We start from the raw sequence: 25,782 nt of genomic DNA on the forward strand, positions 1-25,782 counted from the left end.
ACCACCTTTTTATTTTTCCAAAGGCGGAAGATGTGACTGGCGCTTCCCGTGCACGCGCATGATACCCCACATCCCCTGTTCTATATCCCAATGGATGTTACCGGATCTATACATATAGTCTCCAGGATATTGGCAGAAGCCGCCTGCACCGCCATACAACTCAAAGTCCTGTTTGCTTCCGGCGACATTGAAGCCTTCAAAAGAAGCAGTCACAGAATTGATATCCGAGATGTCCTTTCTCCAGAAATGGCCGTGAAGGTGAAAAGTGTGCGTCCTTCTTCTTTCTGCAGGAGTAACTAATCTAAGGGTGACCGGGTCACCAGGATAGCTTTCGAACAGAGGAGTTGCTGGATCACCGAATACCTTGGAACTGAATAAGTCGTGTAGGACAGGATGTTTTCGGTACCGGTTGATCAGCCTTTCTGAACGATAATTAAAACCTCTTGATCCCTGATCATAGGTATCTGTCAGATCTTCATCAAATGGATCATCCGGTCCCAGCAATATCCCCTCAATCGGGTCGACAATAAGATTGCCCTCTTTATTATGAAGCCTTACCCCGTCATGCATGACCAGCACAAATTCCCTTTTATCTGGAAGCAGGCTGTTCCTCAACACAACGCTGGCTCCTGTTTTCACTGGCTTCAAGGTATAAGGATTCAAGTATTCCGTGCCTCTCGGTTCGGCAATGAATACACCAAAAGCCCCCTGAGACTTGTGATTGCGGATGTCTGCCATATCCCACATGCCGCAGGCGCCGACAGGGAAATCGACATACCACCTGTAAGATATGGATTCCCCAGGTCCGACGGTCTGATCAAAGTTATAGCCAACAGTTTCTCCGCTCGATGTCTTGACGTCATATTGGATGAGCTGCGGATGCAGCGAAATCCTTAAAGACGGTGGATAAAATGCTTGCTCTTTGACTTCCGGATAAGGATAAATGCCGTCCTTGAAAGGAAACTTGTCAAACTCCAGAAGGCTGGTCAGTGTTACATGAACCTCATCCCCTACGTTGGCCCTGATGATAAGCGGTTCGGGATTCTTACGGCCTGACAGGATATCATCCATATCTTCCCTAAGCGAAAAGACAATTCCATCGTGATCTATATCCCCGAATTCGTTGTAAACAATCGGTACTTGAAAGGCAACAATATCAAAATGTCTTATGGGTCCTTTGTGAGGAATGAGTAAGTCATCTTTGAAACAGTCTCCCTTCTTCGGCGGCTTGCCTGTTCGATAAGGAAGGAGTCTCGATCTTTTTAACGGTCTTGCTCTGTCCGTTAACGGAACCAAGTCCGGGACCACTTCGTCATAGGCACGAATAAGTCCCCATAAGCCGTTCCACAGGTCTTCTTCTGTTTCAAATGCCCACAAATAATCCCCTGATCTCGGGATATAGGTTTCAAAGGTAAACGATTCAGATATACCGATATGCTGCTGATTTCTTAGCATGGAGTCGAGATCCGAGCGGTCCTTAGGCCATCTGAGCCCATGTACATTGAAGCTGTGTGACTCTTCCTGTGCTCCTTGCAGCAGCCTAATTCTGATCGGGTCCCCCTCATAAGCCCTTAAAATCGGAGTGCACGGGTCTCCATGCACAAAGGAACTGAACGAATAAGCGGGGTCACAGTCAGGGCCGAGTCTGAATTGCAACGGCTCATTTTTATAGTTTACGCCGAATAATCCAGGGTCGTCCTGAGATCCTGGAAATTCAGGAGGCTGAATCGGATTTCCTTTTTTATCAAAAAGGAGGGAAAAATCATGCACCATTAATGTGAAATCACGATAATCAGGGATCAAGGGGTGCACAGCTGTTACTTGTGCACCTCTTCCAACGTCACCGCCGCCTGTTGAATCGATAAATTTGGTGAAGCGGGGGTGTACTACACCTGAACCAAATAACCCATGCTGCTGGTGGTGTGAGGCGAACAAGTGATCGTGAAAGAACCACGCCTTCAGTTCCACTTCCGCATAATACTCGTAGCGTATCGTTTCCCCAGGCAGTATGCTGGAGTCGTAATTCCACCCTATGTTTCCTCCGTCATTGACTAGGACATCGAACTTGACAAAGTGAATGTGCATCCCTGCTTCATACGTACGGGTCACAAGCTGAAAAGCGTCCCCATCCAAAATATGCGGCAAGCGGTTGGTGTAATTAATCCTTATACAAGTATTAGCCGGTTGATGAATAATGAGCGGTTCGGGTTCTTTTCTTCCTGAACAAATATCCTCAATATCATCATCTAAAACAAATATTCTTCCTTTGGGATCATGCCATCCCTGTTTGTTATAGACCAGAGGAAGCTCTATAACCGAAATATTGTATTCTATGACATTCGCATTCTCTATACACGGATCAGCAAATACAGCTCCGGGCCTGGCTTTAGGTACTGCTGCATTCTTTTCGAGTTCTGTAAGGCCTCTCCCTCCGACAATACCAAGGGGTGGACGTGGAGCTTTGAACCCTACCTTGCCTGGAATGAAATTAGGGAACCCAGGCCTTTCTTTCGTCGGTTTAGGAGGAACCGGCCGGTCTGGAAGAGGCTGCAGGGCTTCAATTTTAACTCCATTCGGATAACATTGGCTTCCGTCCTGCAGTGTGTCAAACATCCTGTTCATCCCCCACATCCCTACAGCAAAATGTGGATAGAGGTGGCAGTGGATCACGGCGTCTCCTTTCGCTCTCTGAAGGCTCCCTAACCCATATAGTGGTTCTATCGTATAGTGGGACTGAGGGCTGATCGCCTGGGAATCAAAGATATCCGATTCCAAATTGTCAGGATCACTGAACCACTGGTGAACGTGATAATGAAATACATGTGTTTCTTTTATCCCTGCATGAATTAGTCGTATCTTCGCCGGGTCCCCGACGTAACCTCGGAGAATGGGCGTTGACGGGTCGCCGAACACCCAGGAATCATGGTGGACTTCTTCTGAGTCGCAGTCCGGACAAACGACCCCTTCATCGATCAGCTGCTTCCGTCGATGCATAGGCTCATATCGGTAACTGATGCCATGAAATGATTCAGTCGGCTGTCCCGTCATAGGGTCTATAGGATTATTGCCTGTCAAGTCATTGACTTCCATTTCATCATGGAAAATCCATGCATACTCCCGGAAAGAGGGTAATACAGGATGATGCACATCTGCATACAATCCGCTATTAAGAGGTCCGCCTGTGATCGGGTCCGTCCACCAGGAGAATCTTCTTTCTACAAACAGGGCACCGAAGAGACCATTGGAGTTAGACCCTTGTTCACTGCTTGAAGGGTTTCCGAGGTCAGAGAATAAGTAAGCTCCCTCCTTTGGCAGCTTTAATCGGTAAAGGATCTTGTCTCCTGGGGCGACTGTTGTATCAGGGTTGAATCCCACATTAGCACCGTCTGAGGTCAAAACATTATACTCTGCTTCTTGAAAATGCATGGAAGTATGAAAAGGAAGTTGATTTTCAAAAAGTATTTCAACCTCATCGCCTTCATTGGCCCGTATGACAAGCGGCTGAACAAGGTTAACCACTGAGAAAGGGTTTTTCCTGACAAGGTTCTTCACTTTATGCTCATTTTCTTTTAATACGTACATCATGCCATTCGGATTGTAATCGCCAAAGTTATTAACCACAATCCGGATGGGGATCGCGACAACGTGAAAGCAACGTTTCATGAAGTGGTCTCCTTTCTTTACTCTGCGATGCTAATCTCTTAACCTGGGAATACGGGGACCTGTGCTTTTTTCAATATAAAAGACTTCGATATTATGAATATGAATATGCCATTTGACCCCTTCCAGTGCAGGGAATTGAGATGTTTCCACTTGCAGGAGAACCATATCATCCATCACTTCCTCAATCTTCCCTATAAATATAAACGGATAGTTAGGGAGAAGCATGAATACCCTTCTTCCTATATTCACTCTAAACAAATTTACTAGAGCTTCATCGTGAATATCATTGATCGATTGTAATGAATCTCTTTCCTGATCACTGATTTGCATCGCTGATAACTCCTCCTTTTAAGTTAATGGAAATACCGTGTCACACGGAATCTCAGTTGTAAATGTTACGACCTTTTCAAAAGGGATGGATATCGGCATTGGAAATTCATAAAACGGTGCATTGACCATTTTGAAAATGACGGGATCTAAGGTGATGTGTCCGCGACCGACTTCTGCTATGGTCCCGCAAAATATCGGTCTGAAAGTCTGGCCAAGAAGGTTCAGCTGTGGTGCTTCTGTTATGATCAGGATTTCCCTGCCCATTAATGCCTTTAACTCTTGCATCAGGCGGTCTTCCGATTGGCTGTTATTTGATTTCATCTTTTTCCCCCTTACTCTTTTCGAGAACGTTTTAGTATTGTTTTTACTATGTGTAAAAGCCTAAGTGTTCTAATATATGTGACTTGTGATAATTCAATGTTGATGTTTCCCTTCGACTGCTTAATCATAAGAGTATCGTCTTTTGCTTCCTGAATCTTCCCTGAGAATACTTCTCCCTTTAAATTTTTCACTTCTACCCTTGACCCTCGCCATGTCCGGAGGTTGGATGCGAAGGAATCTTCGCAAAACTGCTGAAAGAGTTCCTCTCTTTTAGACACTGTCTCGCCGAATTGAAGGAGGAGCTTCGACCTTAGATCATTATCATAAATATAGTGCTGATGAGTATTGGAGTAATTTGGAATGCCATAAGGGATGTTGGCCGATTCTATTGCATGATATGGAATCCAAAATCGGTCTTTCAGGTTGGACAGCATGACGAAATCTCTGCCCACTGCGGCTACTTTACCTTCTGTATAAAGGACTTGAGGTCCTGAGTTGGAATAGATCTCAACTTGCTGATTTCGCTTCTTTTTTAAAAATTTTTTCAGAGTTAATATTTTACGCCGTGCTTCATTTGTGGAACCTATTTTAATGAGGTTTTTTTGATCCATATACTCCATCAGCATCCTTGTTTCTTCTGTGGAGACTGCGCTTGTGGGAGACGTCAGGCCTTCCCCATTTAAGAGGTTCCTTTGATTAATGGCGTCCAGGTTGCGGGTTTCTCTTTCTTCCCTCTTCAACAGATTTTCTATATATTCATCTCTTCTTAGCTGCGGCTTCATGTACCCCCTCCTTATCGTCACTCTGCTGCCAGCCATTCGATATGCTGGACCAATTCTTCAATGTTCACTTTTTTATCTCCTGCAGCCATATCGTGGTATGACCGGATTTTGTTTTCAGAATCAACAAGATACATGGTTGTACTGTGCGTAACGAATCCACTTTCGTCCTTTTGAAACACCATCTTGAAATCTTTCGCAATTTCTTCCGTGGTCTCCGGATCTCCCCTCAGCATCATCCACCCTTCATGATCAACGCTGAAATGCTTGGCGTAATCTTTTAACTTTTCCTGAGTATCTACTTCAGGGTCCAGAGTAATGGTTACAAACATCACCTTCTCTTCAAAAAGCTGCTTTGCTACCAGTTGTTTTTTCACCTGTTCAAGGTCGAAAAGCGTCATAGGGCAAATATCAGGGCAGTTGGTATAAAAAAACACGACCAGTTTAATTTTTTGATCCTGCAGTTCATATTTGGACCCATCGATACTTTGCAGCGAAACATTATTCACTGTACCAAGGCGAGGAAGTTTTTCTTCCCGGGGCCATATATAAAAGATGGCAAGAAATGCAGCAAGGACGATTGTTCCAAGCATAAACTTCCTTTTCATTTTCCCCCGCCCTTCTAAACTTTTAAGGAATACAGAATCAGCCCAAGTGTCAAAATCAAGACTACTGTTCCAAAAGCAGTGAATGTAAACATATTGATGAGCAAGTCGCTTTCGGTATCCGTTGGTAATCCACATAGAGATGGATCCTTAACGACACTTCCGGCCATTGCCCCCATAAAACCTCCTATTGCACCGGAGAAGATTCCGTTTAGCACCGCATGCAGCCGGACCAGTGTCCCAAAGGCGGCTCCGATGAGTATTCCGGTAAATGCCATCAAGCCGATAATTGCCTCAAACGGTAACGACGACACGAATGAAAATTGCATGGAAAGGATGACGGAAATTATAGAAGCTGAAGACATTGTGATGGTCATGCCAAAACGGTTATCAAATAGAATTCTTTTTTTATAGAAACAGATCCAAGTGTATATACTGAGCAAAATAACAGAAATGAGGGATATATAGATCAAGAGATTCATAGCTGCTCCCTCCTTCAGGACCTCCTGATTGACAACCCCACTGCAGTAAAAGTAAGAAAAAGAATGACCTCTAAAAAAGTTAAAAACAAAATCTGGTTATCAATCAAAGCCCCCACCATCGGGCCCATCAAACCCATCATCAATCCATTCACATATCCGGTCAAAGCTGTCTGGTAATCGAACAGCATTCCGTAGAATCCTCCTGTAAGCAGACCGATAATCACTGACAAAATAGTGACGCTGGTATAAAAGAATGGATAGACCATAATTAAGACAATCCCTGTGGAAACAGCAGTGAATCCTCCTGCGATTATGGAAATATTCATTCCAAGCTGAAAGCCGATTAGTCTTTTGTTTTTGTGCACCACCACATATAAAATTCCAGTCAGCAACACATTAAATGCGAATAGCAGCAATAACCCGATGTCGCCGATGATGTTTCACCCCACTCCCTGTATAAAATGGGCATACTTATTTATATTTTTGCGTTTCAGTCAAATTTTATTATTCTAATTTCCAATTCATGACTAATAGGTACATATTCTATAAGTTTTATATCTATTGGTAAGAGTCCAGCCCGTTTTTTACACCATTTAAATCGCCTGTACATTTACTGAATAGTAAGAGATTGAATTAGTAACTCTTCGCTCAGCTGATTGTGCGTACTGTGGTAGAGGAGTTGATTTGGCACAATGAATCTGAAAAGTAATTTAAGGAGGTTTTTACATGATTGTAGGTCCAATCGATCCCAGTAATGGATTTCCGATGTGGTATAAAGATAAAAATGGAATAAGACTGGCCTTGAATACCAATGCTTTTGATCCGCTTTCCATCCTTTCACCACAAGACCTACCCGATCCTGCCCGGCCTGTTTCATTTCCGGACAATTTCCCTTCGGAAGCATTTTACATGCTTGCTGAAGCACAAATGACCACTGGAACAGGAGAAAGAGCCCTGTTGGTTTTGGCATTGGAAGGTGCATTCTCAGATGAAATTCCAAGAGAAGGCGATCAGATGGTGTTCGGCCGTGTCCGGATCAGGGTATCGGGTCTTCGGGCAAATGAGGAGTATATTGTCACCCATCCTTATGGGACGGATACGTTCATAGCAGAAGTTGCCGATGAAGATGAGCCTGAAGTGGGCGAAATTAGATTTTCTGAAGATATTGGCGATGTTCAGGATTTTGAGTCTGCATTGGCAAGCCGGATTCACCCTTTTTTGCAATGGGATCCCGAGGTTGCTCCTTCCGCTCCGGCAGGCTATATAGGAGATCCGGCCGTACCGCATCCTATTGTCGGCAGTCTTTTTACAGATGAAACCGGTGCCCCCCAGAATATTTTCCGAATTCGAGGACCGGGGATCGGCATTGGTTCGCCAGATGCATCTGTAACACCAGGTTTTGATCCTGCTGACACAATCGAAACAAGGCTCTTTACCCTTGCCGGTAAATTATCAACTGTCTCCGGGCTTGATATAGAAAGAGCCAACTACTCAAGAACAGAAGAACGAAAAGGTTTTATCGATGTTTTTGTGACTTCGGACTCGACTCCTCAGGACATTCAGGTCTCAGGCCAGGGAGTAACTCCTGCGGGGCTGATAGGCGGCAATGGAGTGTATTTTGCTAGAACGGAATTTGAAGGAACCAACGCGCCTGACAGCATCAAGGTGACCAATGCTTCAGACAGCCCTCCAACAGTCAAAATTGTTCAGCCGGTTGACTTCGTTTGGGCGGAAGCGATATATGACACAGATGCTTTGACCTTGACGGTGATAGCAAGCTCTAGCGATGAAATAGGAAACCCCGAACTAACTATTTCTGACTTTGGCAATGGTGTAATGGCCATTCCTGAAGATGGAACTCTAACGGTACCCGGTATCACCTTGGTACCTCCAGTCATCCGAATCGTATCTTCCGCAGGAGGAAGTGCAGAGGTTTCGGTGGTGATTACAGGAGAAAACACCGACCCATTTCCGGTCTCCGCAAATGCAGGAAACGACCAGACTGTTTTATGGGGTAGCAATGTCACATTGGATGGATCAGGATCAACTGGAGCGATTGACTCTTACAATTGGGTACAAATCGATGGAGAGCCGGTTGTCTTAACTGGTGCAGATACGGTTCAGCCCACTTTTACAGCTCCTTCCCTTGATACGTCACTGGAATTTGAATTAACTGTTACGGGGCCGGAGGGAAACACAGCCACAGATACAGTCACCATCACAGTGAGCGAAACAGTTCCTGCTCCTGTGGCAGATGCAGGTCCGGATCAGTTGGTATCGCCTGGAACACAGGTCACTCTCCGAAGCCGTTCAACTGGAGTGATTTCGGATTACAATTGGTCACAGGTTGCCGGACCGCCAGTAACCTTAACTGACCCGGATACACCTGTCTCTTCTTTTGCCTTTCCGAATCAGCAGGCAACATTAATCTTTGAGTTGACCGTAATCGGTCCTGGCGGAAGTTCAAGTGATTCTGTCGAAATTTCATCTGCAGAGGATATACTTTCAATCACCAGAGCGGAATTCCGAACCAGGGATGCGGAATGGCGTATCAGCGGTACCACAACGGCCACAAGCGGTGTGACGGTCACGATCTACCTTGGTGAAGATCTCAACGGCACAGTCCTGGCAGAAGCAATAGCCGATAATCTTGGTGAATGGGAGTTCAGGATTGAAGGCTCTTCCATGATACCAGATGCCAGCCGTTCAATTTCCGTCCAATCATCGGCAGGCGGGACCCTCCTGGATATTCCGATTAATATCCGTCAGTAAAAAAACTCATTATGAAAGGAGCTTAAAAATGGAATTCTACTATTCTCAATTGAAAGCATTGAGCGGAAATTGTGCTTCTTGCGTGTGCTGCGAAAGAGGTCCAAGGGGGCCTGTAGGAAAACCTGGACCCCGGGGGCCAAAAGGCGATCCCGGAGCGCCCGGTGTGCTGGCAGTCACCCATGGGTACGGGTATTTTCAAGGAACAAGAAGAGGTCCGGGCGTGGTTCCTTTGAATGTTCCAGGACCTTTAACCAATACTGAGATGGATAACAATGGACTGAAAGTATTGGAAGCTGGAACTTATCAAATCAGCTATAAAGTTAACCTGGAAGCTGCTGCAGGAAATCCTGAATCTTCGAACTTTTATCTGCTTGTCAATGATACTATAGACATTCGCTCTTCCCTCACTACAGCAACTGCGGCCGGACAGCAGCAATCTTTAAGTGCCTCGGTTCTCTTTTCACTGCTCGAAGGTGATGAAGTCACACTTATGGCAGATATACCCGAAGATGTAAGTTATAGCATGCCGACACTTCAACTTTTGAAAATTGGATAAAGAACAAAAGCGGAAGCACCTTGATCAGCCCCGACAGGCATAAGACGAGCCGGCGGAAAGGTTGCTCTTTAACCTTCTTGACGAATCGGCTTATGACCCGAGGGGCTAGGTGCTGGAGCTGGATGCAGAAATCAATCTTTGGCATCTGTACCCATAGATTTTTATAGTTTCCTATACAGTAAAAAAGAGCCTGTATCCTTCTGGTAGGATACAGGCTTCACTTTTGTGAAAAATATTAATTGGGGTTGTGTCTCTTTATGAAAGGCTCTTTTCGTAAACATCGTTGCTATTTAATAAAAATTTTAAAAATCTACTTAATTAACCAGGAATAGCCTGATAAACAAGTAAGAAAAGAGCTAATTCACCTTTTTCAGCTAAAAAAGCCCTTGTCTCCAAGGGAAAAATCCGGCTCTTTGGATTTTTCCGAGAGCAACAATATATACGAAAACTGCGTTAAGAAAACAGCATGAGCATCAAAGGTACGGAAACGAGGCTGATAGAGGTAGTGACCAATGTGCTGAACGAAACAAGATCCGGCTCGGTGTCGAACTGTACAGCGAACATAGTGGTATTGGCAGCTGTCGGCATTGCAGCCAATATTATCAGCACACTGGATAGCAGACTATCTAAAGAAAGGAGGACGGTGATCCCATACGCAATTAACGGTGAAGCAATAAATCTCATCACCAGGACAGCAGACAATTCTTTCATTTGGACGTCCTTTTTTGAAATATTTGCTAACTGCATTCCCAGTACAAGCATAATTGTCGGGATGGCAGCGGAAGCAATCAGGTCGATTCCATTATAAAGAAAGTCTGGCAAATGGACGGATCCGACCTGCAATAAGAGCCCGGCAGCCGATCCATATAAAACAGGCATCTTGATGATTTTGACCAATGAATCCTTAAAGGTCCCTCCTTTTTTGCTTCCTTTTGCCGCAAAATAAAGTCCGACCGTATTCATTAAGAGCGATTGAATGACCATCATGATGACCGCATACTGAAAACCCCTTTCACCAAACGCAAACAAAATGACGGGGACACCGTAATTCCCGCTGTTCATAAAAGCGCCTGCCAGCACGAAAGCAGAGGTTTTGGGCTGCGGTGGGTTTGTCAATCTTCCCGCGATAATGGAAATCACCACCAGCCCCAATAGAAGCAGAACACAAAACAAAATGATATATAAGTAACTTATAGTTAATTCATTTTCATAGAACGTCTGGAACGCTAAAAAAGGGAGCATCAAATATAGAGAAGCGGTCGAGATGGACTTGATATCTAAATCAAGGACTCGTTGGCCGATAAAACCAACCGCCAGGATTATAAAAACCGGCAAAACGATTAAAATTAAATTCATCCAGCATAACCCCAAACTACTATTTTTCTAAAATAATAAATTTCATTTATTTAGTATAAAGCATATGAACAATTCTTGCTTGACTTTTGCCTGACAATTATTGTATTTCGATTTGCTTATTGCCTCTATGTAATTAGCCTACTAAAAAAGAATAAGGTGATGAACAGCCGGCTGTTCGTCACCTTACTGTCTATTTCTATCGAATACATAAATTACTTCAGCTTTACATTTAGAGCCCGCATCCCATAAGGTCAGCAGATTATCTGACTTCGGATTAATCACTGCTATTTTCTTTGTTTCAAGGCAATCACACCATACGAGTAAAGGACATTGATTGAAAGATGTTTCCGTAACATGTGCAAACAACCCGCTCACCCCGAGGACCTCCCCTGGTGTCGCGATTCTCCAACCCGGCGCAAGTCTGCCGGCCGTCTCCATGGCTTCTTTCAGGGTGACATTTTTCTTTATATATTGAAAAAGAATTTTTGAGTGAGGATCATATTGGATGGAGTACGCCAAACGATCTTTTACCATAAGGCACTTGCTTGCTTCTGAAACACGCGGTAACTCTGGACAGTGATTAGGGGCAGCATCGAAAAATTTCTTTAAGGAATGAAGAATTTTTCCCATTAAAAACTCACCTCCTGTTACAGCTTATTCAAGAGATGAGACAAGCGATTGGACACTAGTGTGTCATATTATCATGGCGGGTATCTATGTACAATGAACCATCTTTTTGAACTTCGGCATAAAACACTTCCGAAACAGAACCAATTCCGTTCTGTCTGAGCTGCTGCTTGAGCCATTCTTCCTTCAGATTCAGTTTCTTTAAATTGTTTTCAATAACTTTTCCATTAGCTATTACTTCCGTGGTCTGTGGGTAGAGCAGATGCTTGTAAGGAATGTTCATCTCTTTTTTAGTTAGCGGCTGCTGTGCCTGTTTTTTCATCACCGACAGTTTTCCATCCGTTTCAAATATTGCATAGTCGACTTCGCTGACTGAAAACACGTTTTTTTCGCGAAGTTTGACGAGTAAAGCATCTACATCCAATCGGGTTCTGCTTAGGGCCTTTTCCATGATCTTCCCCTGTTTGATGACAATGATCGGTTCACCTTCAATGATCTTCCGGGCGCCCTTTGACTTGATATCCATATATCCAAATAACAGCGTCAGTATCAGCCAGCCGCTCAATGCAAGTATCCCGTTCCTAATGGAGAAATTCGCGGAGGAGATAATCGCACCGCCAATAGACCCCAAGGCAATAGCAGAAATTAGATTAAAGTAAGTCATCTGACTGATTTCTTTTCTGCCTGAAATTCTTGCCACGAGAAATAGGCCAACAAAGGTAATGACTACTCTCAATAACACTTCCAGGGCATCCATGTGTCCCCCCCTCCTTTTTCTTAGTATTATCGTTACATGGTAAATTATGAGGTGGAGCCGCAGGTATCGGAGAGAGCGGATGTTCTCTTGCCGGAGAGTCTGTAGTTCGGCCCCGGGGTGAGGGGTTTTTTGGGTTCGGATTTTACAATGTCAGGAACCGGGATAATACTCTCCATTCTTTGTGAGCGGTGTATTGTAAGGTCGTATATTAAGCGTTGTGGGGCGTTTGTTACGGGGTGATTAGCAAAGAAACACCCCATTATAGCAGTCGAATCGTGTGGATGCTGGTGATTAGCAAAGAAACACCCCATTAGAGCAGCCGAATCGTGTAGATGCTGGGCTAATTAGCAAAGAAACATCCCATTAGAGCCGTCGAGTTGTGTTTATAACGGGGTGATTAGCAAAGAAACACCCCATTAGAGCGGTCGAGTTATATTTATAATGGGGTGATTAACGGAGAAACATCCCATTAGAACCGTCGAGTTATGTTTATAATGGGGTGATTAACGGAGAAACACCCCATTAGAACCGTCGAGTTATGTTTATAATGGGGTGATTAACGGAGAAACAACCCATTAGAACCGTCGAGTTATGTTTATAATGGGGTGATTAACGGAGAAACACCCCATTAGAGCCGTCGAGTTGTGTTTATAATGGGGGGATTAGCAAAGAAACACCCCATCAGAGCAGTTGACTCAAGTTTATTAATGGATGAAAAGCGAGGAAACGCCGTATTATAGATGGCGAGTCGTGTTTATAATGGCTGATTAGCGGAGAAATGTTTTAATGTCCCTGCTAATCGTTTCCTTTTACACCCTATTAGACGGCAGGAAAAACAGCAAGGTACATAAAGAAGATCCCATTTTGGAGGCTATATCATTAAAAAATATGCACCGAATATCAACGCAATCACAATGACGAATACACCCAGGGTCACGATGGTGAACTTTGATGTGCGGAAAGACTCGGTGTTGATCGCATCAATTTTTTTCATGTAGGTGACGATTGCCATAATGATAGTCAAAATCCCGAGCCCTACGGATGCTAAGCCGATGATATTGGCTAGCAGGTCCACTGCAGGAGATAAACTCGACCTCATTGTAAAGTGGAGGTTCGTCACAAGGAAGCCAACGCCAATTATGGCAATCGCCGTTCGAATCCAGGCAAGGAACGTCCTTTCGCTTGCCAGATGCTGTTGGATGTATTTCGATTCAATTGTTTGTTGTCTCTCTTTATTTATGTGATCTTCATCTCTCATGCTTCCCTTCCACCTCCACCTCTATCCCCCGAAATCGGCTGTTGTGCTTAATTAGACTGATCATCCGGTTTCTGGCCGATGAATTGGATGACATGTGATAAACCATTGTGCAACTCTCCTTCGTGCCTTACTACTTCTCCCATGAAGAGATGGATGATCCTCCAGTCACTAAAGTTCTGTAAAAAGTCATCGGGTTGATAAAGCAGCCCTTCCTCTTTGGGACCTCCACTTTTATAAGGTATTTGAAAAACAGAATAGACTTCAGTAACAAAATACCCTCCCGGCTTTATTGTTTCTTTTACTCCTTTAAGTGTTTTTTGCTTCAAGGGGTCTGGGAAATGTCCAAAAATACAAATGACTGCATTCCATATATTCTGTTCAAAATCAGCATGATTTAAGTCTACCAGCTCTGTATTGACAGGAACGTTTTTTGACTGGGCAAGACGTTTGGTCTTTTCTAAACCAGTGGGTGCATAATCCCAAGCTGTTACATCTAACCCTTTTGAAGCAAGATAAACGGCATTTCTTCCTTCCCCCTCAGCAATAGCTAGTACTTTTCCGGATAGAGATAGCTTTTCAAACGCCGATTCTAAGAATTGATTGGGTTCTGTCCCATAGACATATTCTTGTTTGCTGAACCTTTCATTCCACATATTGAACCATCTCCTCCTCATTGTTTTTTCTTATGTAATCCGGAATTTGAGAACGGATTTGACTTAATGTACATTAATTAGTCATAGTCCGTCCTCAAAAAGGAAAGTAATTTCAAAAAAATTTATTAAGCAGTAAAATGACTCCTCCCAGGAGCCAAACAAGAACACCCGGTCATATAGGTGGAAGGAATTTACGTAGTGACCGGGATTCTTTTGATTGGATTCCTCAGGAACCCTTACATTTGTCAGATGGTCTATTATGCATTAAATCACCTTTTTTCAGACATTACTGTTTTTGTGAGCTTTTTGAAAAGCTAAAAATCATTTTATCGCGTTTAGCCATATCATACCAGAGAACGGAGTCTTTTATGTTTATAGGATATCCATCCAAATTTTAACCGCTGTACCAAGGATCAAGACAGCAAGAATATATTGAAGGATTTTTGTGTTGACTTTTTTACCAGCCATGGCTCCAAGTGGAGACGCAATTAAACTGGCGACAACCATGACCAATGCAGGCAGGTAATCGACCTGGCCGGTTGTGATCTTCCCTATTGTTGCACCGATGGATGAAATGAATGTGATTGCCAAGGAAGAAGCAATTGTCATACGAGTTGGGATTTTTAACACAACAAGCATGATTGGCACAAGCAGGAAAGCGCCAGCCGCGCCTACGATCCCCGCGCCGATCCCTACGATTAAAGCCAACGAAGCCGCAAGCCATTTATTGAATGTCACTTGATCAAGCGGGATGTCATCGATTCCTTTTTTCGGGATGAACATCATGATTGCTGCTATTAAAGCAAGGATACCATAAACTAAGTTGATACCGCCTTCTGATATTAACTTGGAACCATATCCACCAATGAAACTCCCAATCAGGATGGCACCACCCATATAGATTATCAATGTCTTATTGAGATATCCGCCTTTTCGGTAAGCCCAGACACCCCCGATGGTCGCGAAGAATACTTGTACGGCACTGATTCCAGAGACCTCATGGGCACTAAATGCTGCCAGGCCGAACAATGGTGGGATGTATAAAAGCATCGGATATTTGATGATGGAACCACCGATTCCGAGCATCCCTGAAATATAAGAGCCGACAAAACCGATCAAAAATATTACGATAATAAATCCTATGTCCATTTACTATCCCCTCCTTAAAAAGGGAACCTTGGATTGGTTCCCTTTATTTTTTCAGCCTTTTTTGATCCAGAACTTGAAGACATCATTTTCTTCTTCATCTTTCACAAGTTCATGCCCGCCGGATTTTGCCCAGGCAGTGAGGTCGCTTTTTGCACCTTTGTCTGTAGCATGAATCTCAAGGATGTCACCTGATTGTAATTCGTTGATGGCTTTTTTGGTTTTTACGATTGGCATAGGACAAGCCAGGCCTTTTGCGTCTAATACTTTAGTTGATTCCATTGTATAGCCTCCTGAGAATTGATAGTTTTTTTGGTTAGTTTTCCAAATGCTGATTGATATTCGACAAAACCAGGTCGTTAAACGACACAATTACATAATAGGTTGTTACCGAGGATATTAATACGGCCGACTAAACCCTTATCTCACCGCACAACGGTTAGGTCCGATTTCCATTTCGCGCTGCTCGTCATTATCCGGTGTTATTTGACCCATGTTGGTCTTGCGGATTTCTTGGTACGCATTTGGTTGTGGCGGAAGGTTTTCCGTTACCAGTGATCTGAACTCGCCTTCATCTTCAATTTTCAAACCGTGGTTTTGTTCATACAATACACCGAGTTTTTCAAAGACGCTTCCGTCTTCGTTCAACTCATCGATGATCATGAAGTGAGCCGGGAGAACAACAAGTTCATTGGATAGTTCTTTATAACGTGTGTAAAGCGTTTCTCTTAAATCACCTACCCAGTCCTCAGCCAAGCCGGCAAGGTCCGGTCTTCCAATTGAATCGATGAACAGGATGTCGCCTGTCATCAAGTATTGGTCATCAACTACAAATGATGTGGAGCCGATTGTGTGACCAGGTGAATACACAGCATGAATGTTGATTTTTGTGTTGCCGATTGCAACTTCATTACCATCTTCCAATGCTGCATAATCAAAGGTTACACCCTCTGCATCTTTTGGCGGAAGCCAGTACGTTGCACCTGTTTTCTCGGCGATGATACGCCCGCCGGAAATGTGATCGGCATGAAGATGGGTATCAAATACATGTGTGATTTTAGCATCCAAGCTCTCAGCGAAATCTGTATAGATGTCCGCCATGCGAGTGGAATCGATGATCGCTGCTTCGCCGTTGGAAACAACCATGTATGACAGGCAGCCTTTACCGATACGAACGAATTGGTATAGCTCTCCCCCGTCTTTCAAGTCCCCGACTTTAACCGGCTCCAAGTGTTCACTCCATGCTTTCATACCACCTTCAAGGTATAATACATCCAATCCTTCCTCAGAAAGCATTTCTGCGACCATGACAGAAGATCCTTCTTTTGCACATACCACTAGAATTTCCTTATCTGATGGAATTTTATCCATGATCTCTTCAATTCCATCGAGGAGGTCAAAATAAGGAATATTTAAGTAGTCAAAATTATGTCCTTCAATTTTCCAATCCTGATATGCGTCTTCATTACGGACGTCTAATACAAATAAATCTTCTTTATTGAATACTTTCTTCGTCACTTCTTTAGCATTCATAGCTGTTACTGTCACTTTTTTACCCCCTTAGGTATAAATTCTCACAAAAAAATTTGATGTGCTCTCCAGAATAGACATTAGCCTGCTAAAATTTTATAAGTTCGCAGAGTATAAACCTGCTCTCCATCTGTAATTGCTTTTTTTCTAAGCGATTGAAAGAGTCCGTTTAATCGGTCCATTCACTCATGCCAGGTACAACGTTAAAAACTTTTTTGAACCCATTTTCAGTAAGTTTTTGTGAAGCTAAATCGCTGCGGCTGCCAGTACGGCATACGACATAGATTTCATCCTTTTTATCCAATTCGCCCATACGGCTCTCCAGTTCTCCCATTGGAATCGAAACGGCATTTGGAATGTGATTGAACGTATATTCTGCTGGCTCCCGTACATCCAGTACAACTATATTTTCCTCTAATTTGCTTTCAGCTCTTCATTGGTGACCACATTTGGGTGTTTTTTCTCAATCTTCTCGTCTTCAGAAGATTTTCTTAAGTAATGCTTAAGAACGTCACCATCTTCAATTGTTCCCAAGTATTGATGTCCTGCTTTTTCTGCCCATGCCTTAATATCAGCTGTGGAGCCCTTATCGGTTGCTTGAACCAGCAACACCTGTCCACCTTCTAAATTTGTGATCGCTTTTTTTGTTTTGACAATAGGCATGGGACAAGCCAGCCCTTTTGCATCTAATACAGAATCCGCTTTAACACTTTCCATTCTGTTACCTCCTAATGGGGTATACATTCATGCGAAAAAATTATTCTGTTTGACCTTCCCAAGAGAGCATGCCGCCTGTCATATTAATAACTTCAACGCCTTGGTTCTCTAAGATTTGACATGCAAGTCCGCTTCTACCGCCTGATCGGCAAACCATTACATATTCTTTGGATTTGTCTAACTCACGCGCCCGGGATTCAATCAACCCCAAAGGAATATTGACCGCACCAGGAATCTTCCCTTCAGCTACTTCGTCCTCTTCACGCACATCAATAAGGTTGATATCTTTGCCGCCATTGATCAATTCTTCTACTTCTTTAGGTGTAATTTCTTTCATTATTGATTTCCTCCTTTTTATGCTCTTCTTTTCCTATACTTATAGGGTAAAAAGTGAGCTTTCACATATTATTTCAATAAACAAAAATGGCGAGTTCATACAATCTTTCCCCGAAAGTTACTATTATCAAACTTTACTTAAGGGGATATCGATAAAAACCTATCTTTTCCTGTATTGGTTTTCGTATTTGATCTGAGTGACTGATATAATATGTCGAGAGGTATTTTTTATCTACCAGTCATCCTGATTAGATGAACAGATTTACGTTGCCGTCTTCTGCATCTGCTAAATACGCTGCTACTCCAGCATAATCAATGTTTTCTAATAATTCTTCTTTTTGCAAACCGAGAAGATCCATTGTCATCGTGCATGCTACTAATTTAACATCTTGTTCCTGAGCCATCTCAATGAGGTTAGGCAACGACATTACATTGTGCTTCTTCATAACATCTTTAATCATTTTCGGACCGAAGCCTGCAAAGTTCATGTTGGATAATCCCATATTGTCTGCGCCTCTTGGCATCATTTTTCCGAACATTTTTTCCATAAACCCTTTTTTCACTTGCATATCTTCATCTTTACGAAGTGCATTTAATCCCCAGAAGGTATGGAAGATGGTTACCTCGTGATCATACGCAGCCGCCCCATTGGCAATGATGTAGGCTGCCATTGTTTTATCAAAGTCTCCGCTGAATAATACAATCGTTGTTTTTTTCTTGTCTGACAAAAATATCTCCTCCTACTGGTTACTGTTTTTTTACCCTGAGGGGTATATTTAACACTAAAAAAATTTATCCTTTTTTAATCCAAAAAGTAAATACAGCATTTTCTTCTTTATGGTCAAGCAATTCGTGGCCACCGGACTTTGCCCAGGCAGTCAAATCACTTTTGGCGCCTTTATCTGTTGCAATGACTTCTAAAACTTGTCCTGATTCCAATTCATTCATTGCTTTCTTCGTTTTCACAATTGGCATTGGACAAGCCAACCCTTTTGCATCTAAAATTTTATCTGCTTTCATTTATAATTCCTCCAGTTAATTAAATGTATTATAAATTACCCATAGGGGTATGTTACAAGGTTAAAAAAAGAATGTCAACCCTTGAGATTTAACGGCTTTTCACTAGCAAGTTAACTGCTTCTTTGATAAGATCGTTGGTGTTTTCACCTTTATTATCCGTTTCAAGTACACATTCAACAAGGTTTGAGCTTACGACGACACCGGCTGTTCTATCAACTGCAGAACGAACAGCAGACAACTGAGTGGTGACTGCGTTACAATCTTTTCCTTCTTCCATCATCTTCAGTATTCCTCGAAGTTGCCCTTCCATCCGTTTTATCCGGTTTTTAACCTGATCATTATATTCCATAGGTTTCTCCTTCCGTTTATTTTGTTTTTGAGTTTATATTCTAATTTGACTAGATTCTCTATTTTTTTATTTATGGGAATGCATTTCAAGATTATATTTTATGTTACGTTAACTGCTTACAATATTCATTATATACCCCTATAGGTATATTGTCAACCCTTTATGATCAAACCGTTTCACATTCACCTATGCTTTGGATAATATCCTGCATACAATCAAACGTGCAGATAAGATGAATGCCCGTCTTTAACAAAACCTGCCAGTAAAAACAGCAAAATAAAAGACAGCCGGAGCTGCCTTTTATTTAAGCATTATTACCTTACTGCACAACGGTTAGGGCCAATTTCCATTTCTCTTTTCTCTTCTTCTTCAGGTTTGATTTTTCCCATATTGGTCTCACGGATCTGCTGGTAGGAGTTTGGCTGCGGAGGCAGATTTTCTGAGACCGTTTTACGAAACTCGTCTTCGTCTTCGATATTGAGACCGTGATTTTCTTTATATAAAGTTCCCAATTTTGCAGAAACACTTCCATCTTCATTCATTTCTTTTATGCTCATATAGTGGGCAGGCAGTACCAGCAGTTCATCAGCAAGTTCTTTATATCGCTTGTAAAGGGTCGTCCTTAAATCTCCTACCCAATCCTGCGCTTTACCTGCAAGGTCCGGACGTCCGATGGAGTCGATAAACAGGATATCACCTGTCAAAAGATATTGGTCATCAATGATATATGACGTACTCCCGATAGTATGGCCGGGTGAATACAGAGCCTGGACAGTTGTATTCCCTACTTTATACTCATCCCCATCTTGAACCTTATTGTAGTCGAATATAACATCGTCCGCATCTTTCGGGGGCAGGTAGTATTGAGTTCCATGTTTGTCCGCAAGTTTTTTACCGCCTGATATATGATCTGCATGCAGATGAGTATCAAATATATGGGTGACTGTTGTATTCGATTTACTAATAAACTCTTCATAAGGATCGAGCATCCGATTTACATCGAACAATGCTGATTCTCCGTTTGATTCTACAATGTAAGATAAACAGCCTTTCCCAATACGAACAAATTGGTAAATAGATCCTTCGTTTTTTAGATCTCCGATTTTGATAGGCTCAAGATATTCACTCCAGGCTTTCATTCCACCTTCAACGGAATAAACATCTGTAAACCCTGCTTCTTCCACTTGTTCAGCCACAAATTCAGAAGATCCACCTTTTGCGCAAATGACAAAAATCTCTTGATCTTTAGGAAGCTGCTCTTGAATGGATTCAACTCCTTCTAACAGATCAAAGTAAGGTGCGTTGATGACTTCAACGTTCCTGCCCTCGATTTTCCAATCATCAAAGTCATCCGTATTGCGGGCATCCAGGATGAACACCTTTTCGTGATTCAATATTTTTCTTGCCAGTTCTTTCACTGCAATAGTTTTTACATCCGCCATTGGTTAACCTCCTTTTGGTATATGATTAAGTCTAATGGAAGCCTGATTTAGAAAGTTAAAGTAACATCTGCACCTTGAGCGTAGGTTAAGAAAGTGACGGCTCCACCTACGTCAATTCCCTCTACAAAATGCCCTTTCTCAAGACTCATTACGTCCATTGTCATTTGGCACGCAATCATTTTTACACCCATTTCACTTGCCATGCTGACAAGTTCTTCTACCGGTGGTACATTTGCTTTTTGAAAACCTTCCTGGAAATGTTCCTTTCCTGCAGGTAAAGCTAAATTTTTATGCCCTTCTTTGTGAATAAGATTTAGTCCTTCAAATGTAAAAAAGATTTGAACTTCTGCGTCCGTGGCAGCTGCTGCTGTTGCGATATTAAATACTTTGTAGGCATCAAACATATTTCCATTTGCGGCAATAATAGCGACTTTCATGTTAGTTCCTCCTTATGATTCCTTTTTATTTGTAGAACCTGTCCATTCAGTCATTCCTGGAACAACGTTCTTCACATTTTTAAGACCTTTGTCAGTCAATAGCTGGGATGCCAAGTCACTGCGGCTTCCTGTTCGACAGATGACATGTAAGTCATCCTTCCCTTCTATTTCTTCAAAACGCTGTTCTAATTCTCCAAGGGGAATGTTTATGGCCCCTGGAATATGTCCAAACGCATACTCTGCAGGCTCCCTTACATCCAATACTGTAACTTTCTCTTCACCTTCGAGTTTCTTTACAAGGTCATCAAGACTTATTACATCTTCATATTTTTTTTCGGGTTGTTCCTCTGCTTCACTTGCCTTCCGGAGATAATGCTTCAGGATATCTCCGTCCTCCACAGTACCGAGATATTGGTTTCCTGTACTGGTCGCCCAGGCTTTGATATCAGCTGTAGACCCTTTATCGGTTGCTTGTATCTCCATGACCTGGCCAGCTTCCAAATCTTTCATCTCTTTTTTTGTTTTGACAATAGGCATTGGACACGCAAGTCCTTTTGCATCAAGAACTTTATTAACAGTCACTTCCATATGAGTCGGCCTCCTTTCACGCGGTTATTTTTTTATTACCCCCGCGCGTATTAATTACACATGAAAATAGTGATTAAACAAGATAATTCTTGCTTTAATAATTTGTGTTATTTACATACGCTTATACTTTTTACCTGTTACCATATTTATTGGCCAGTTTGAGTAGACTAAATTACAGTCTGATCTCTTAAAGTGCATAAAAATCAATAATAAAAACCACCCATTTAGTTCACGGGTGGTTTGTATGAAGGTCGAAGCTTTATTTGTTTGTTAAATCTTTTTATACACGGAGCACTTTAAACTCTCCGCCGCCTAGCAGAGTTTTGACATAATCGATTTTTGCGTCATCGAAGTAAACTTTGTCTTTTTCATGAACAAGGAACTTTATCCCTTCTAACTCAGTCACATCATCATGTTCTAAAGCTGACTCCTCCAGAGTCAGACGAAGTTTTGGCCCCCCTCAGCCAATGCCCATTGCAAGGCGGATGAAGGGCTGCTTGCCTTCCTTAAGAATGTCATTTACTTCAGACTTGATGACATCCAAAGCTGGTTGCGTAACTTTTACCATCAAAATACCTCCTTGATTGAAAAGCTTACTATCATTTTACCCAGGAATCCCCCCTATCACACCAGATAAGGGGCGAAACCAAATTTTAAAGAAGGTCCATCCAAATCTTAATCGCTGTTCCCAGGATTAATACTGCAAGAACATATTGCAGTATCTTGGTGTTCACTTTTTTACCAGCCATTGCACCTAAAGGAGAAGCGATCAGACTTGCTACTACCATGACCAATGCAGGCAGGTAGTCTACCTGGCCCGTTGTAATCTTCCCGATCGTTGCCCCGATGGAAGAGATAAACGTAATGGCCAATGAAGAAGCAATCGTCATACGGGTAGGGATTTTTAAAACAACAAGCATGATTGGGACAAGCAGGAAGGCTCCTGCAGCGCCTACAATCCCAGCGCCGATACCTACGATTAACGCTAATGAAGCGGCAAGCCATTTATTGAATGTCACTTGATCAAGCGGGATATCATCGATTCCTTTTTTCGGGATGAACATCATAATGGCTGCAATCAAAGCCAATACTCCATAAACGAGATTAATGCCGCCTTCAGACATCAATTTGGACCCATATCCACCGATGAAGCTGCCGATCAGGATGGCTCCACCCATATAGGCAATCAGTGTCTTATTGAGATAGCCGCCTTTGCGGTATGCCCAGACACCGCCGATCGTAGCAAAGAATACTTGCACGGCACTGATTCCTGATACTTCATGGGCACTGAATGCTGCCAGGCCGAACAATGGCGGGATGTATAATAACATCGGGTACTTGATGATGGAACCGCCGATTCCAAGCATCCCTGAAATGTAGGAACCTATGAAACCAATTAGAAAGATAACGATGATAAAACCTATATCCATTTGAAACAACCTCCTAAAAAAGGGAACCCTGTAATGGTTCCCTTAATTTGTTTTAGCCTTTTTTAATCCAGAACTTGAAGACATCATTTTCTTCTTCATGCTTTACCAGTTCGTGTCCGCCTGATTTTGCCCAGGCAGTCAGGTCACTTTTGGCACCTTTGTCTGTTGCGTGAATTTCAAGAATCTCACCTGATTGTAATTCATTCATGGCTTTCTTTGTTTTTACGATTGGCATTGGACATGCCAATCCTTTTGCGTCTAGTACTTTTGTTGATTCCATATTGTTAGCCTCCTAGAGAATAGTTTAGTTGATGATTGGTGTGTCAGTATTTGTCGTGAGGACGCTATTCCACAAGGATTGGTCGTTAAACGACAAGTAGCGGCCGATATTCGACACTTCCTTGTCGTTAATCGACACAATCCAGCTGATAACTACCCTTAGCCTGGACATTTGTCGCCAGCTAAGTTATCTCACCGCACAACGGTTAGGACCGATTTCCATCTCACGTTGTTCGTCTGTATCTGGTGTTACTTGACCCATGTTGGTCTTACGGATTTCTTGATAAGCATTTGGCTGTGGCGGAAGGTTTTCCGTTACCAGTGAGCGAAATTCACCTTCGTCCTCAATGTTCAAGCCGTGGTTTTGCTCGTATAATACACCCAGTTTTTCAGATACGCTTCCGTCTTCGTTCAACTCGTCAATGATCATGAAGTGAGCCGGCAGAACAATCAGGTCGTCAGAAAGTTCTTTGTAGCGTGAGTATAGAGTTTCACGTAAGTCGCCTACCCAGTCTTCAGCCAGGCCTGCAAGGTCCGGTCTTCCGATTGAATCGATAAACAGGATGTCGCCTGTCAACAAGTATTGGTTGTCTACGACGAATGAAGTTGAACCGATTGTGTGGCCTGGTGAATACAAGGCATGGATGTTGATTGTTGTGTTTCCGATTGTTACTTCATTGCCATCTTCCAATGCTGCATAGTCAAATGTAACTCCTTCAGCATCTTTCGGCGGCAGCCAGTAAGTTGCACCCGTTTTCTCTGCAATGGTACGTCCGCCGGAAATGTGATCGGCGTGAAGATGAGTATCAAATACATGAGTGATTTTTGCATCAAGGCTGGCAGCAAAATCTGTATAGATATCCGCCATGCGAGTGGAATCGATAATGGCTGCTTCGCCATTGGAAACCACCATATAAGACAGGCAGCCCTTTCCGATTCGGACGAATTGGTATAGCTCACCGCCGTCTTTCAAGTCACCGACTTTAACCGGCTCCAAGTGTTCACTCCATGCTTTCATACCACCTTCAAGATATGATACCTCCAAACCTTCGTCAGAAAGCATCTCTGCGACCATGACTGATGAACCTTCTTTTGCACAGACGACAAGAATATCTTTGTCTTGTGGCAGTTTTACCATAATTTCCTCTACTCCATCCAAAAGGTCGAAGTAAGGTACATTAAGATAATCAAACTTGTGTCCTTCGATTTTCCAGTCTGCGAAAGCGTCCTCGTTACGGACATCCAAGATGAATAATTCTTCGTTGTTGAATATTTTTTTTGTTACTTCTTTAGAATTAATAGCTTTTACAGTCATCTCTAAGTTACCCCCTATGGTATAATTTATTCGAAAATTTTTTGGTGCCTGGCACAATACTGATTATTGTACCAGGGACCGGTTAGTTTGTGATTGATTGGCTTTTTCCGCTCCACTGGCTCATGCCTGGAACAACATTTATAACATTCTTAAAGCCGTTTTCTGTAAGCTTTTGGGCTGCAAGATCGCTTCGGCTTCCTGTACGGCATACAACATAGATTTCATCTTCTTTGTTTAATTCGTTCATGCGGTTCTCCAAATCCCCTAATGGCATGGATAAAGCCCCCGGGATATGGTTAAATGCATATTCTGCAGCTTCACGGACATCGAGGACCACGATTTTACTGCCTAATTTATATTCTAACTCTTCATTATTCACCACATTAGGATGCTTCTTCTCAACGGTTTCTTCCCCGGAAGCTTTCCTTAAGTAATGCTTTAACACGTCATCATCTTCAATGGTACCTAAATATTGATGGCCGGCTTTTTCAGCCCAGGCTTTAATGTCTGCTTTCGACCCTTTATCTGTTGCTTCAACTTCAAGCACCTGACCTGCTTCCAGACCGGTAATGGCTTTTTTAGTCTTGACGATCGGCATTGGACAAGCTAATCCTTTAGCATCAAGTACAAGATCCACTTTAATGTTTTCCAATAGTATGCCCTCCTGTTTTACCTCGTGGGGTATATAAATTTGAAAAAATTATTCTGTTTTACCTTCCCAAGCAAGCATGCCGCCTGTCATGTTAATTACATTGTAGCCTTGGTTCTCAAGGAACTGACATGCACGGCCGCTTCTGCCGCCCGAACGGCAAACCATGATATATTCTTTGGATTTATCCAGTTCATTCATACGAAATTCAACCAATCCTAATGGGATGTTGACAGCACCAGGAATTTTACCTTCTGCTACTTCATCTGTTTCACGCACGTCAATAATATTTGCTGGTTTTCCTTCAGTTACGATTACTTCCACTTCTTTTGGTGAAATTTCTTTCATTTTAGTATCCTCCTTATGATAAGCTCTTTTCCGGATT

Annotated in this window: 29 protein-coding genes and 1 pseudogene; 2 read left to right on the forward strand and 28 right to left on the reverse strand. The window is 42.7% G+C overall.

Annotation, left to right across the window (positions count from 1 at the left end):
• Positions 1–9: 9 nt before the first annotated feature.
• Genes V1502_RS09795 through V1502_RS09825 form a run of 7 tightly spaced genes read right to left on the reverse strand, consistent with a single transcriptional unit; the run spans position 10 to position 6,551 of the window.
• Complete coding sequence (locus tag V1502_RS09795) at positions 10–3,663, reverse strand: multicopper oxidase domain-containing protein (RefSeq protein ID WP_409254168.1); 3,654 nt, start codon at positions 3,661–3,663, stop codon at positions 10–12.
• Between the two features lie 30 nt (positions 3,664–3,693).
• Positions 3,694–3,993 (reverse strand): hypothetical protein, encoded by a 300-nt coding sequence (locus V1502_RS09800; protein ID WP_409254169.1) that lies wholly within the window; start codon positions 3,991–3,993, stop codon positions 3,694–3,696.
• 18 nt (positions 3,994–4,011) lie between these two features.
• Positions 4,012–4,314 (reverse strand): hypothetical protein, encoded by a 303-nt coding sequence (locus V1502_RS09805; RefSeq protein WP_409254170.1) that lies wholly within the window; start codon positions 4,312–4,314, stop codon positions 4,012–4,014.
• 11 nt (positions 4,315–4,325) lie between these two features.
• Positions 4,326–5,096: a hypothetical protein gene (locus V1502_RS09810; protein WP_409254171.1), complete on the reverse strand. Its 771-nt coding sequence runs from the start codon at positions 5,094–5,096 to the stop codon at positions 4,326–4,328.
• Between the two features lie 17 nt (positions 5,097–5,113).
• Positions 5,114–5,701, reverse strand: coding sequence for an SCO family protein (locus V1502_RS09815; protein WP_409254172.1), 588 nt, complete (start codon positions 5,699–5,701; stop codon positions 5,114–5,116).
• A 14-nt stretch (positions 5,702–5,715) separates the two neighbouring features.
• The gene (locus V1502_RS09820) at positions 5,716–6,180 is read right to left on the reverse strand and encodes a hypothetical protein (protein WP_409254173.1); all 465 of its coding nucleotides are present in this window, start codon (positions 6,178–6,180) and stop codon (positions 5,716–5,718) included.
• A 14-nt stretch (positions 6,181–6,194) separates the two neighbouring features.
• Positions 6,195–6,551: a hypothetical protein gene (locus V1502_RS09825; RefSeq protein WP_409254174.1), complete on the reverse strand. Its 357-nt coding sequence runs from the start codon at positions 6,549–6,551 to the stop codon at positions 6,195–6,197.
• Positions 6,552–6,906: 355 nt separating this feature from the next.
• Between V1502_RS09825 and V1502_RS09830 the strand changes: the two genes are divergently transcribed.
• Positions 6,907–8,952, forward strand: a complete 2,046-nt coding sequence (locus V1502_RS09830) for a PKD domain-containing protein (protein WP_409254175.1) — start codon at positions 6,907–6,909, stop codon at positions 8,950–8,952.
• A gap of 28 nt (positions 8,953–8,980) precedes the next feature.
• Positions 8,981–9,508, forward strand: coding sequence for a hypothetical protein (locus tag V1502_RS09835; RefSeq protein ID WP_409254176.1), 528 nt, complete (start codon positions 8,981–8,983; stop codon positions 9,506–9,508).
• Positions 9,509–9,961: 453 nt separating this feature from the next.
• Here the strand turns inward: V1502_RS09835 and V1502_RS09840 are convergent, their stop codons facing one another.
• The 21 genes and pseudogenes from V1502_RS09840 to V1502_RS09940 form a co-directional block, all read right to left on the reverse strand.
• A complete protein-coding gene (locus tag V1502_RS09840) occupies positions 9,962–10,864 on the reverse strand; it encodes an AEC family transporter (RefSeq protein ID WP_409254177.1) in 903 nt (300 codons plus the stop codon).
• Positions 10,865–11,047: 183 nt separating this feature from the next.
• Entirely contained in the window at positions 11,048–11,494 is a 447-nt protein-coding gene (locus tag V1502_RS09845; protein ID WP_409254178.1) for a hypothetical protein, read from the reverse strand.
• A 55-nt stretch (positions 11,495–11,549) separates the two neighbouring features.
• Entirely contained in the window at positions 11,550–12,248 is a 699-nt protein-coding gene (locus V1502_RS09850; protein WP_409254179.1) for a YetF domain-containing protein, read from the reverse strand.
• A gap of 871 nt (positions 12,249–13,119) precedes the next feature.
• On the reverse strand, positions 13,120–13,506 hold the full coding sequence (locus V1502_RS09855) for a YidH family protein (RefSeq protein ID WP_409254180.1): 387 nt from the start codon (positions 13,504–13,506) through the stop codon (positions 13,120–13,122).
• A gap of 47 nt (positions 13,507–13,553) precedes the next feature.
• Complete coding sequence (locus V1502_RS09860) at positions 13,554–14,159, reverse strand: class I SAM-dependent methyltransferase (protein WP_409254181.1); 606 nt, start codon at positions 14,157–14,159, stop codon at positions 13,554–13,556.
• A gap of 372 nt (positions 14,160–14,531) precedes the next feature.
• Positions 14,532–15,308, reverse strand: coding sequence for a sulfite exporter TauE/SafE family protein (locus tag V1502_RS09865; RefSeq protein WP_409254182.1), 777 nt, complete (start codon positions 15,306–15,308; stop codon positions 14,532–14,534).
• Between the two features lie 51 nt (positions 15,309–15,359).
• Positions 15,360–15,587, reverse strand: coding sequence for a sulfurtransferase TusA family protein (locus V1502_RS09870; RefSeq protein WP_409254183.1), 228 nt, complete (start codon positions 15,585–15,587; stop codon positions 15,360–15,362).
• 138 nt (positions 15,588–15,725) lie between these two features.
• Positions 15,726–16,838 carry an MBL fold metallo-hydrolase gene (locus V1502_RS09875; RefSeq protein WP_409254319.1) on the reverse strand — a complete coding sequence of 371 codons (1,113 nt, stop codon included), beginning with the start codon at positions 16,836–16,838 and terminating at the stop codon, positions 15,726–15,728.
• Between the two features lie 166 nt (positions 16,839–17,004).
• Positions 17,005–17,552, reverse strand: a pseudogene (locus tag V1502_RS09880) (sulfurtransferase TusA family protein).
• Between the two features lie 40 nt (positions 17,553–17,592).
• Complete coding sequence (locus V1502_RS09885; protein ID WP_409254184.1) at positions 17,593–17,889, reverse strand: rhodanese-like domain-containing protein; 297 nt, start codon at positions 17,887–17,889, stop codon at positions 17,593–17,595.
• Between the two features lie 247 nt (positions 17,890–18,136).
• Positions 18,137–18,616, reverse strand: coding sequence for a DsrE/DsrF/DrsH-like family protein (locus tag V1502_RS09890; RefSeq protein WP_409254185.1), 480 nt, complete (start codon positions 18,614–18,616; stop codon positions 18,137–18,139).
• Between the two features lie 64 nt (positions 18,617–18,680).
• A complete protein-coding gene (locus V1502_RS09895) occupies positions 18,681–18,908 on the reverse strand; it encodes a sulfurtransferase TusA family protein (protein ID WP_409254186.1) in 228 nt (75 codons plus the stop codon).
• A gap of 88 nt (positions 18,909–18,996) precedes the next feature.
• Positions 18,997–19,257: a metal-sensitive transcriptional regulator gene (locus tag V1502_RS09900; protein ID WP_409254187.1), complete on the reverse strand. Its 261-nt coding sequence runs from the start codon at positions 19,255–19,257 to the stop codon at positions 18,997–18,999.
• Positions 19,258–19,571: 314 nt separating this feature from the next.
• The gene (locus V1502_RS09905) at positions 19,572–20,699 is read right to left on the reverse strand and encodes an MBL fold metallo-hydrolase (protein ID WP_409254188.1); all 1,128 of its coding nucleotides are present in this window, start codon (positions 20,697–20,699) and stop codon (positions 19,572–19,574) included.
• Between the two features lie 47 nt (positions 20,700–20,746).
• Positions 20,747–21,136, reverse strand: coding sequence for a DsrE/DsrF/DrsH-like family protein (locus V1502_RS09910; RefSeq protein ID WP_409254189.1), 390 nt, complete (start codon positions 21,134–21,136; stop codon positions 20,747–20,749).
• 12 nt (positions 21,137–21,148) lie between these two features.
• Positions 21,149–21,724: a sulfurtransferase TusA family protein gene (locus V1502_RS09915; RefSeq protein WP_409254190.1), complete on the reverse strand. Its 576-nt coding sequence runs from the start codon at positions 21,722–21,724 to the stop codon at positions 21,149–21,151.
• A 653-nt stretch (positions 21,725–22,377) separates the two neighbouring features.
• Positions 22,378–23,154 carry a sulfite exporter TauE/SafE family protein gene (locus V1502_RS09920; protein ID WP_409254191.1) on the reverse strand — a complete coding sequence of 259 codons (777 nt, stop codon included), beginning with the start codon at positions 23,152–23,154 and terminating at the stop codon, positions 22,378–22,380.
• Positions 23,155–23,206: 52 nt separating this feature from the next.
• Complete coding sequence (locus V1502_RS09925; protein ID WP_409254192.1) at positions 23,207–23,434, reverse strand: sulfurtransferase TusA family protein; 228 nt, start codon at positions 23,432–23,434, stop codon at positions 23,207–23,209.
• A gap of 186 nt (positions 23,435–23,620) precedes the next feature.
• On the reverse strand, positions 23,621–24,748 hold the full coding sequence (locus tag V1502_RS09930; RefSeq protein ID WP_409254193.1) for an MBL fold metallo-hydrolase: 1,128 nt from the start codon (positions 24,746–24,748) through the stop codon (positions 23,621–23,623).
• A gap of 82 nt (positions 24,749–24,830) precedes the next feature.
• Positions 24,831–25,400, reverse strand: coding sequence for a sulfurtransferase TusA family protein (locus V1502_RS09935; RefSeq protein WP_409254194.1), 570 nt, complete (start codon positions 25,398–25,400; stop codon positions 24,831–24,833).
• A gap of 48 nt (positions 25,401–25,448) precedes the next feature.
• A complete protein-coding gene (locus V1502_RS09940) occupies positions 25,449–25,745 on the reverse strand; it encodes a rhodanese-like domain-containing protein (RefSeq protein ID WP_409254195.1) in 297 nt (98 codons plus the stop codon).
• Positions 25,746–25,782 lie beyond the last annotated feature (37 nt).

It is taken from the genome of Rossellomorea sedimentorum (genome assembly GCF_046237645.1).
GTDB classification, from domain to species: Bacteria; Bacillota; Bacilli; order Bacillales; family Bacillaceae_B; genus Rossellomorea; species Rossellomorea sedimentorum.

Excerpts from the sequence above, each read along its gene's own strand:
- V1502_RS09795 (WP_409254168.1), bottom strand. The coding sequence starts at position 3,663 with ATGAAACGTTGCTTTCACGTTGTCGCGATCCCCATCCGGATTGTGGTT.
- V1502_RS09800 (WP_409254169.1), bottom strand. The coding sequence starts at position 3,993 with ATGCAAATCAGTGATCAGGAAAGAGATTCATTACAATCGATCAATGAT.
- V1502_RS09805 (WP_409254170.1), bottom strand. The coding sequence starts at position 4,314 with ATGAAATCAAATAACAGCCAATCGGAAGACCGCCTGATGCAAGAGTTA.
- V1502_RS09810 (WP_409254171.1), bottom strand. The coding sequence starts at position 5,096 with ATGAAGCCGCAGCTAAGAAGAGATGAATATATAGAAAATCTGTTGAAG.
- V1502_RS09815 (WP_409254172.1), bottom strand. The coding sequence starts at position 5,701 with ATGAAAAGGAAGTTTATGCTTGGAACAATCGTCCTTGCTGCATTTCTT.
- V1502_RS09820 (WP_409254173.1), bottom strand. The coding sequence starts at position 6,180 with ATGAATCTCTTGATCTATATATCCCTCATTTCTGTTATTTTGCTCAGT.
- V1502_RS09830 (WP_409254175.1), top strand. The coding sequence starts at position 6,907 with ATGATTGTAGGTCCAATCGATCCCAGTAATGGATTTCCGATGTGGTAT.
- V1502_RS09835 (WP_409254176.1), top strand. The coding sequence starts at position 8,981 with ATGGAATTCTACTATTCTCAATTGAAAGCATTGAGCGGAAATTGTGCT.
- V1502_RS09840 (WP_409254177.1), bottom strand. The coding sequence starts at position 10,864 with ATGAATTTAATTTTAATCGTTTTGCCGGTTTTTATAATCCTGGCGGTT.
- V1502_RS09845 (WP_409254178.1), bottom strand. The coding sequence starts at position 11,494 with ATGGGAAAAATTCTTCATTCCTTAAAGAAATTTTTCGATGCTGCCCCT.
- V1502_RS09850 (WP_409254179.1), bottom strand. The coding sequence starts at position 12,248 with ATGGATGCCCTGGAAGTGTTATTGAGAGTAGTCATTACCTTTGTTGGC.
- V1502_RS09855 (WP_409254180.1), bottom strand. The coding sequence starts at position 13,506 with ATGAGAGATGAAGATCACATAAATAAAGAGAGACAACAAACAATTGAA.
- V1502_RS09860 (WP_409254181.1), bottom strand. The coding sequence starts at position 14,159 with ATGTGGAATGAAAGGTTCAGCAAACAAGAATATGTCTATGGGACAGAA.
- V1502_RS09865 (WP_409254182.1), bottom strand. The coding sequence starts at position 15,308 with ATGGACATAGGATTTATTATCGTAATATTTTTGATCGGTTTTGTCGGC.
- V1502_RS09870 (WP_409254183.1), bottom strand. The coding sequence starts at position 15,587 with ATGGAATCAACTAAAGTATTAGACGCAAAAGGCCTGGCTTGTCCTATG.
- V1502_RS09875 (WP_409254319.1), bottom strand. The coding sequence starts at position 16,838 with ATGAATGCTAAAGAAGTGACGAAGAAAGTATTCAATAAAGAAGATTTA.
- V1502_RS09885 (WP_409254184.1), bottom strand. The coding sequence starts at position 17,889 with ATGAAAGAAATTACACCTAAAGAAGTAGAAGAATTGATCAATGGCGGC.
- V1502_RS09895 (WP_409254186.1), bottom strand. The coding sequence starts at position 18,908 with ATGAAAGCAGATAAAATTTTAGATGCAAAAGGGTTGGCTTGTCCAATG.
- V1502_RS09900 (WP_409254187.1), bottom strand. The coding sequence starts at position 19,257 with ATGGAATATAATGATCAGGTTAAAAACCGGATAAAACGGATGGAAGGG.
- V1502_RS09905 (WP_409254188.1), bottom strand. The coding sequence starts at position 20,699 with ATGGCGGATGTAAAAACTATTGCAGTGAAAGAACTGGCAAGAAAAATA.
- V1502_RS09910 (WP_409254189.1), bottom strand. The coding sequence starts at position 21,136 with ATGAAAGTCGCTATTATTGCCGCAAATGGAAATATGTTTGATGCCTAC.
- V1502_RS09915 (WP_409254190.1), bottom strand. The coding sequence starts at position 21,724 with ATGGAAGTGACTGTTAATAAAGTTCTTGATGCAAAAGGACTTGCGTGT.
- V1502_RS09920 (WP_409254191.1), bottom strand. The coding sequence starts at position 23,154 with ATGGATATAGGTTTTATCATCGTTATCTTTCTAATTGGTTTCATAGGT.
- V1502_RS09925 (WP_409254192.1), bottom strand. The coding sequence starts at position 23,434 with ATGGAATCAACAAAAGTACTAGACGCAAAAGGATTGGCATGTCCAATG.
- V1502_RS09930 (WP_409254193.1), bottom strand. The coding sequence starts at position 24,748 with ATGACTGTAAAAGCTATTAATTCTAAAGAAGTAACAAAAAAAATATTC.
- V1502_RS09940 (WP_409254195.1), bottom strand. The coding sequence starts at position 25,745 with ATGAAAGAAATTTCACCAAAAGAAGTGGAAGTAATCGTAACTGAAGGA.